Below are 393 nucleotides of genomic sequence, written 5' to 3' on the forward strand. Positions count from 1 at the left end.
CTGGACCCGGCCGTCGGGCTCCTGCTCCGGGCCACGGCCGCCTCCAGCCGCGGCGCCGCCGCGCTCGGCTACCCCGCGGGGCCGGTCGACGACGCCACCGTCTGGTCCGAGATCGCCCGGTGCGACCTCCCCGAAGCCGGAGGCCCAGAGGGCCTCGAGCTCCTGTTCCAGGACGAGGCCGCCCCGCTCGCCCAGTACCTCGACGCGCTCCTGGCCCCCGTCCTCTAGGCCCGCCCCGGGCGGGGTGGACGCGCCGCGCCGCCCCGCCCCGCTGCCATGCCCGCTTTCCCCCCGCCGACCGGCCGGGGCGCCCTCGGCCGCCTCGACCTCCGCTGCCCGCCGCTCCCGCAGACGCTCGTCGGAGCGGTGGCCCTGCTGGAGACCCCGGACGCG

The 393-nt window shown here is 80.4% G+C and carries 1 protein-coding gene; it reads left to right on the forward strand.

The window, feature by feature from the left end; all coding sequences use genetic code 11:
* On the forward strand, positions 1 to 228 hold a 228-nt coding region (locus RM540_RS16345; protein WP_311666098.1), incomplete at its 5' end, for a hypothetical protein.
* Positions 229 to 393 lie beyond the last annotated feature (165 nt).

The organism is Rubrivirga litoralis (assembly GCF_031846415.1).
Lineage (GTDB): Bacteria > Bacteroidota > Rhodothermia > Rhodothermales > Rubricoccaceae > Rubrivirga > Rubrivirga litoralis.